Source organism: Cyanobacteria bacterium GSL.Bin1 (assembly GCA_009909085.1).
Lineage (GTDB): Bacteria > Cyanobacteriota > Cyanobacteriia > Cyanobacteriales > Rubidibacteraceae > Halothece.
This window is the reverse complement of sequence record JAAANX010000138.1, coordinates 1-5,425: the sequence shown is the minus strand read 5'-3', so window position 1 is coordinate 5,425 and position 5,425 is coordinate 1. Positions and strand designations below refer to the sequence as shown.

Annotated in this window: 8 protein-coding genes; all 8 read right to left on the bottom strand. The window is 45.8% G+C overall.

Translation table 11 applies throughout. The features are described from left to right. Positions 1 to 744 (bottom strand): F0F1 ATP synthase subunit alpha (locus GVY04_17060; protein ID NBD17774.1); only part of this gene is annotated, 744 nt, incomplete at its 3' end. A 37-nt stretch (positions 745 to 781) separates the two neighbouring features. Beyond that, positions 782 to 1,345: a F0F1 ATP synthase subunit delta gene (locus GVY04_17055; GenBank protein ID NBD17773.1), complete on the bottom strand. Its 564-nt coding sequence runs from the start codon at positions 1,343 to 1,345 to the stop codon at positions 782 to 784. Beyond that, positions 1,342 to 1,884, bottom strand: coding sequence for a F0F1 ATP synthase subunit B (locus GVY04_17050; protein NBD17772.1), 543 nt, complete (start codon positions 1,882 to 1,884; stop codon positions 1,342 to 1,344). The genes GVY04_17055 and GVY04_17050 overlap by 4 nt, the downstream gene beginning before the upstream one ends. Positions 1,885 to 1,942: 58 nt before the next feature. Next, positions 1,943 to 2,437: a F0F1 ATP synthase subunit B' gene (locus GVY04_17045; protein NBD17771.1), complete on the bottom strand. Its 495-nt coding sequence runs from the start codon at positions 2,435 to 2,437 to the stop codon at positions 1,943 to 1,945. Positions 2,438 to 2,516: 79 nt separating this feature from the next. Then, on the bottom strand, positions 2,517 to 2,762 hold the full coding sequence (gene atpE, locus GVY04_17040) for an ATP synthase F0 subunit C (protein NBD17770.1): 246 nt from the start codon (positions 2,760 to 2,762) through the stop codon (positions 2,517 to 2,519). A 146-nt stretch (positions 2,763 to 2,908) separates the two neighbouring features. Further along, positions 2,909 to 3,655, bottom strand: coding sequence for a F0F1 ATP synthase subunit A (locus GVY04_17035; GenBank protein NBD17769.1), 747 nt, complete (start codon positions 3,653 to 3,655; stop codon positions 2,909 to 2,911). Between the two features lie 56 nt (positions 3,656 to 3,711). Continuing rightward, positions 3,712 to 4,071 carry an ATP synthase subunit I gene (locus GVY04_17030; protein ID NBD17768.1) on the bottom strand — a complete coding sequence of 120 codons (360 nt, stop codon included), beginning with the start codon at positions 4,069 to 4,071 and terminating at the stop codon, positions 3,712 to 3,714. 185 nt (positions 4,072 to 4,256) lie between these two features. Next, the coding region (locus tag GVY04_17025) for a methyltransferase domain-containing protein (protein ID NBD17767.1) at positions 4,257 to 5,425 on the bottom strand (1,169 nt) is incomplete at its 5' end.

The following is a 5,425-nucleotide window of genomic DNA, read 5'->3' as shown; positions in this document are numbered from 1 at the left end:
CTCCGCGATCGCAGCACCGGCGTAAGGGGCAAGATATTGTAGCGTCGCTGGGTCACTGGCGTTGGCGGCAACAATAACTGTGTAGTCTAAAGCTCCCCGTTCTTCGAGGGTACTGGCTACCTGAGCAACGGTCGAGGCTTTTTGCCCGATCGCGACATAGACACAAATCACATCTTCACTTTTCTGGTTAATGATCGTGTCAATGGCAACTGCCGTTTTTCCCGTTTGACGGTCACCAATAATTAACTCCCGCTGTCCACGACCAATAGGAATCATCCCGTCAATGGCAGTAATCCCCGTTTGCATCGGCTCATAAACCGACTTCCGTTCAATAATCCCGGGAGCCATGGATTCTAGTAAGCGATTAGAATCCGCCTTAATTTCACCCTTGCCATCAATGGGACGCGCTAAAGAGTCAACAATGCGGCCTTTTAAAGCCTCTCCCACGGGAATGGAAGCAATTTTGCCAGTGGCTTTCACAGAGCTTCCCTCGTGAATCCCACGACCACTACCCATTAATACCGCACCCACATTATCTTCTTCTAAGTTGAGGGCAATGCCAATCGTTCCTTCTTCAAATTCAACGAGTTCCCCTGCCATGACTTTATCTAAGCCATAGATCCGGGCAATGCCATCACCCACTTGCAGAACCGTTCCTACGTTGGAAACCTGGACGCTTTGGTCATAGCTTTCAATCTGTTGGCGAATAATGCTGCTAATTTCATCAGGCTTGATACTAACCATAGTTAATTATCCCTTACTCTGTCATCAATTTTTTTTGTTATGAAGTTGCCGTTTCTAGGCTTAAACCAATGCGGCGCAGTTGTCCTCTCAGGCTGGCATCGAGGACTTGCGAGCCCACTTTAATCACTACCCCACCGATTAAATTGGGGTCAAGGGTGGTTTCAATTTCCACATCATTGGCATTCGTCATCGCTTTGACTTTTTCTTTAACGCGATCGCGCTGTTCTTGAGTTAAATCCGTGACTGAAGTCACTTGCGCTAATGCCGTAGCCGTCCGCTCACGGACGAGAGCTAAAAATTGCTCCAAGATTGCTGTCAAGAAAGCCGTTCGTTTTTTATCAATGAGCAACTGGAGGAAATTCAGTAAATACTGATGTAACCCTTCCCCAGTTACTTGTCCTAGCATAGCTTTCTTATCATCTGTTTTAATCACAGGACTCGCCAAAAACTGTCGTAATTCCTGTGAACTTTTTAAAGTTGAAAGTAAGTCTTTTGCCTCATTCCCAAAGCGTTCCACTAAATTTTGGGAATCTGCCAAAGACATTAACGCCTCAGCATAAGGCTCAACCACTTCGGCACTCATCAACGTATTTTCTCTCATCTCCGTCCTCCTAGTTGAGCTAAGGAGCGGTCAATTAACTTCGTTTGCGCAGATTGATCCAACTGATTTTTCAGTTCCGACTCCACTTTTTCTAACGCTAAGCGAGCAATATATTGTTTGATTTCCGCAACGGCTCGCTCTCGTTCTGCATCTAAATCTTGAACCGCTGCCTCTTTGATCCGCTCCACTTCTCTAGCGTTTTCCGCTAGGATACGCTCTTGTGCTTTTTGAGCACTCGCTTGGGCTGATTGACGAATATTCTCAACTTCTTTTTGGGCTTGGGCCAATTTGCGCTCTGCTTCTTTGAGCTCAGCAGTGGCTTTTTGCGCTCGCTTTTCTGCATCGGTAATATCTTCCTCAATTTGAGAACGACGTTCCGAGAGATTATTGCCCAAAAATTTACGACCAAAGAAAAATAAGACTGCGATAATAATCGCTAGGTTAATAATATTGGTCTCAAGAATATCAAAATTCAGTCCAAAGCCTTCCTCTGCAGCTTCGGTTGCTTCTGCGAGGAAGTAAGAAAACATCCCCATCATCGCCATTTATCCTTTAATTTACAAAAATCACGTCTGTTCGTTTTTAGCAAGTGCAAACCTAGCGTTTCACCAAATCAGCACCCACCAATTTTTCCAAAATTTGCCGAGAGAGGGTATCCACTTGGGATTCTAAGGACTGGAGCGCCTCTTGTTTTTGGGCTGTAATTTCCGCAGTTGCTTTTTCTCGTTGAGCCTGCACCTCTTGTTGAGCCTGAGCAATATTTTTTGCTGCTTGTTCTTGAGCCTCAGCTTGCGCTTGCGCAATAATTTCTTGCGACTCGCGCCGGACATCTTTTAGTTGTTCCTCAAATTTTTGAGCGAGTTCTTCTGATTTTTTCGCATTTTCTTTCGCTTCATTCAAGTTTTTGCGAATATACTCAGCACGCTCATCCAAAACGCGAGTCAAGGGCTTGTAGAACAAGACATTTAAGAGGGCGACCAAAACCAAGAATTGAACTGCCATCAAGGGTAAGGTCAAATCAAAATCAAACAGTCCCCCTTCCTTTGTGGTTTCTACCGCTTCGGCTGCCAGTAAAATCATCCAATTTGTCATTTTTAGGTGGTGCTTGTCGTTTACTCCAACATCAGGTGGCTTGAGGATGGGAAGCTCCCACCCTCGAAATTTCTGGAATTTACGCGAAGGGGTTAGCAAACAGTAAAACGAGTGCTACAACCAGACCATAAATGGTTAACGCTTCCATAAACGCTAAAGAAAGGAGTAATGTACCGCGAATTTTGCCTTCTGCTTCAGGTTGACGGGCAATTCCTTCTAAAGCCTGACCCGAAGCGTTTCCTTGTCCTAAACCCGGACCAATCGCCGCTAAACCAACAGCGAGAGCAGCAGCAATAACGGAAGCAGCAGCAGTTAAAGAATCCATAGTTTTTTTCCTCGTTAATTAATTTTGATCTGAGATTTGATTGAAAATCGATTCAATGAAAAGTGTCAAGTGAAAAATCCGTGAAAACGGATACTAACAGCATTGTCATGAAATGGCAATTTAAGCAAGTATTTTGAACCGATTGCTTATTCTTCTTCCCCATGTTCGAGAGACTCACCAATGTAAGCCCCCGCCAACGTGGCAAAAATTAAAGCCTGAATCGCGCTGGTAAAGAGTCCCAATGCCATCACGGGCAAAGGAACAAATAAAGGAACCAGTAACACTAATACGGCAACGACCAACTCATCAGCAAGAATATTACCAAAAAGTCGGAAACTCAGCGAGAGCGGCTTGGTAAAGTCTTCCAAAATGTTAATGGGTAACAGAATTGGCGTGGGTTCGATGTACTTTTTAAAGTAGCCGAGTCCCCGTTTACTAATCCCCGCATAGAAGTAGGCTAGAGAGGTTAATAAGGCGAGGGCAACCGTTGTGTTGATATCGTTGGTCGGAGCGGCTAACTCGCTACTCGGAATTTCAATAACTTTCCAAGGAACGAGTGCCCCTGACCAGTTGGAAACAAAGATAAATAAGAACAATGTTCCGACGAACGGTACCCAGGGGCGATATTCTTTCTCACCAATTTGGGTTTTTGCAATATCCCGAACAAAGTCTAAGGCATATTCGAGAAAGTTCTGGATGCCACTGGGAATTCGCTCAAGGTTACGCGTGCCAATAAAACTGGCAATGAGTAACAGGGCAATTACCACCCAGGAGGTTAGAAAAACCTGCCCGTGAACGGTGTAATTCCCAATTTCCCAGTAAAAGTGTTCCCCAACTTCTAGTTCAGCGAGGGGGAAAGCAGGGATGACGTTTAAACCGTCTAGCAAGGTCATGGAGCAATTTTCCCCGTGATGAATCGAACAATATAGCGTTTACGTCGATGCTGACGTTATTCCTGTTTGGGGAACAGGGTGGTTTGCACGACGTAAATCACGATGGCTGCTTTGTAGGTCATAAACCCCAAAAAGACGGGTAGGATCGCCAGACGTTGCAGTTGACTAGCCAGAATAATCACTGCCACAAAAATGGCAAGGCGACCACTGCCAAATCCCAGACGTCCTTGTTGTCCCCCTAACCCTTCAATATCTCGCGCTAAGCGCCGAAAATAAAGGAGCCCGGCTAGAGCGCCCAATAAGTAATTAAGGGCGGTTTGTCCAGAGTAGGCGACCCAAACTGATACAACAATTACCCCAGTCAGCACCAACATCACTAAATACAAGTTGCGTTGGAGTTGATAATACTCCGTCATTCCTCGGTCAGAAGCATTGACTTCTGAAGAAGATTCGGGAGCAGTGCTTTCGATTGTGTCTGAGGGTGAGGTCTGTGAACTCACGGTGTTTATCCTTGGTTCGAGTTGAGATTGATGACGTTACTTAAACGAGCCACGAGAAATCATATCACGGTGTAGTAACAATTCTTTAATGTTTTCCGAATTTAGTGAGAGGGGTTCGGCGTCAGGAGCATCAGTTTCTGCTGATGCAGCGATCGCGCAGTTTCTAAATTCCCGCCAGTTTCCGCTAAAATTGTGCCCAACGTCTGCTGTGGTTCTGAATTTTGGTCGATGGCTTCTAAGAGCTTAAATCCATCTTCCGAGAGGCTCACCAGCTCGTAATTAGCATTAAACAAACTTCGACTGGGCCATCCTTCCAGACAGGGATGACGTTCGGGAATGCCATTTAAAAAGTCAGCATCTGCTGACCAATCCCATTGCGGCAGGGGCGGTTTTGATAAGAAAAACTCATAGTGTGTCACATCCGGATCAAGTAATTCTATGAGTCGATAGCGATCGCGCTTGCTCAAATTCTGTGCTCTTGCTAAAGCGTCGGGGGCTCCTTCGAGTAACCGCTCCAGTTGCCAAAATTCCGGGTTAGAGAACCCGACAAAATCCAGTCCCGATGTATCAATTAAATCAAAGAGGGTATGGATATTGTAGTCAATTTCCTGGGGATGGACATACATATCGGCAAAGCAAGCATCCCGTTGATTCTCTAATGCCCACCGTTCTTTTTCTCGTTTAACAATGCGGTTATTATCGGGAAGGCTCTGCAAGAGCTGACGCCCGATCTTGACTCCCTCTTGGTAATTTTCTGGCTGGAGAAGCGCGATCGCGTTTTGCATTAACCGCACTTCCCAACGTCCCAACTCCCCATAAACAAAAATATGGAAAATCCCCCCGGGAGCCAGTTTTTCCGCTAAAGCTTGAATTCCCGCCACCGGATCTGGAAGATGGTGTAAAACCCCAACACAATTAATCATTTCAAACTGACCAGGTAATTGGTGAGCCTCTTCCACCTTCATGGGTTGGAACTCGACGCGAGTCGCACCACTACGCTGACACCGTTCTCTGGCAACTGATAACGCCGATTCGCTAATGTCAATTCCGATCACTGACGCTTCCGGATTTAAATGAACTAAATATTCGGTTCCCACACCTGTGCCACAGCCAGCATCTAAAATACGGATATTTTGCTGCGCTGGTTTAATTCCTGTACAGAAATCATAAGCAGCGGTCCAATTCCAACGCCAATTGTAACCCGGTGGCGGTTCATCCAGTAAGGGTTCAGGGGGGAACGGATAAGCGTTGTAGAGATTGGCAACAGCAG

Coding starts and splice junctions, on each gene's coding strand:
- GVY04_17055 (NBD17773.1), bottom strand. CDS start 1,345: ATGAGAGAAAATACGTTGATGAGTGCCGAAGTGGTTGAGCCTTATGCT.
- GVY04_17050 (NBD17772.1), bottom strand. CDS start 1,884: ATGATGGGGATGTTTTCTTACTTCCTCGCAGAAGCAACCGAAGCTGCA.
- GVY04_17045 (NBD17771.1), bottom strand. CDS start 2,437: ATGACAAATTGGATGATTTTACTGGCAGCCGAAGCGGTAGAAACCACA.
- atpE (NBD17770.1), bottom strand. CDS start 2,762: ATGGATTCTTTAACTGCTGCTGCTTCCGTTATTGCTGCTGCTCTCGCT.
- GVY04_17035 (NBD17769.1), bottom strand. CDS start 3,655: ATGACCTTGCTAGACGGTTTAAACGTCATCCCTGCTTTCCCCCTCGCT.
- GVY04_17030 (NBD17768.1), bottom strand. CDS start 4,071: ATGACGGAGTATTATCAACTCCAACGCAACTTGTATTTAGTGATGTTG.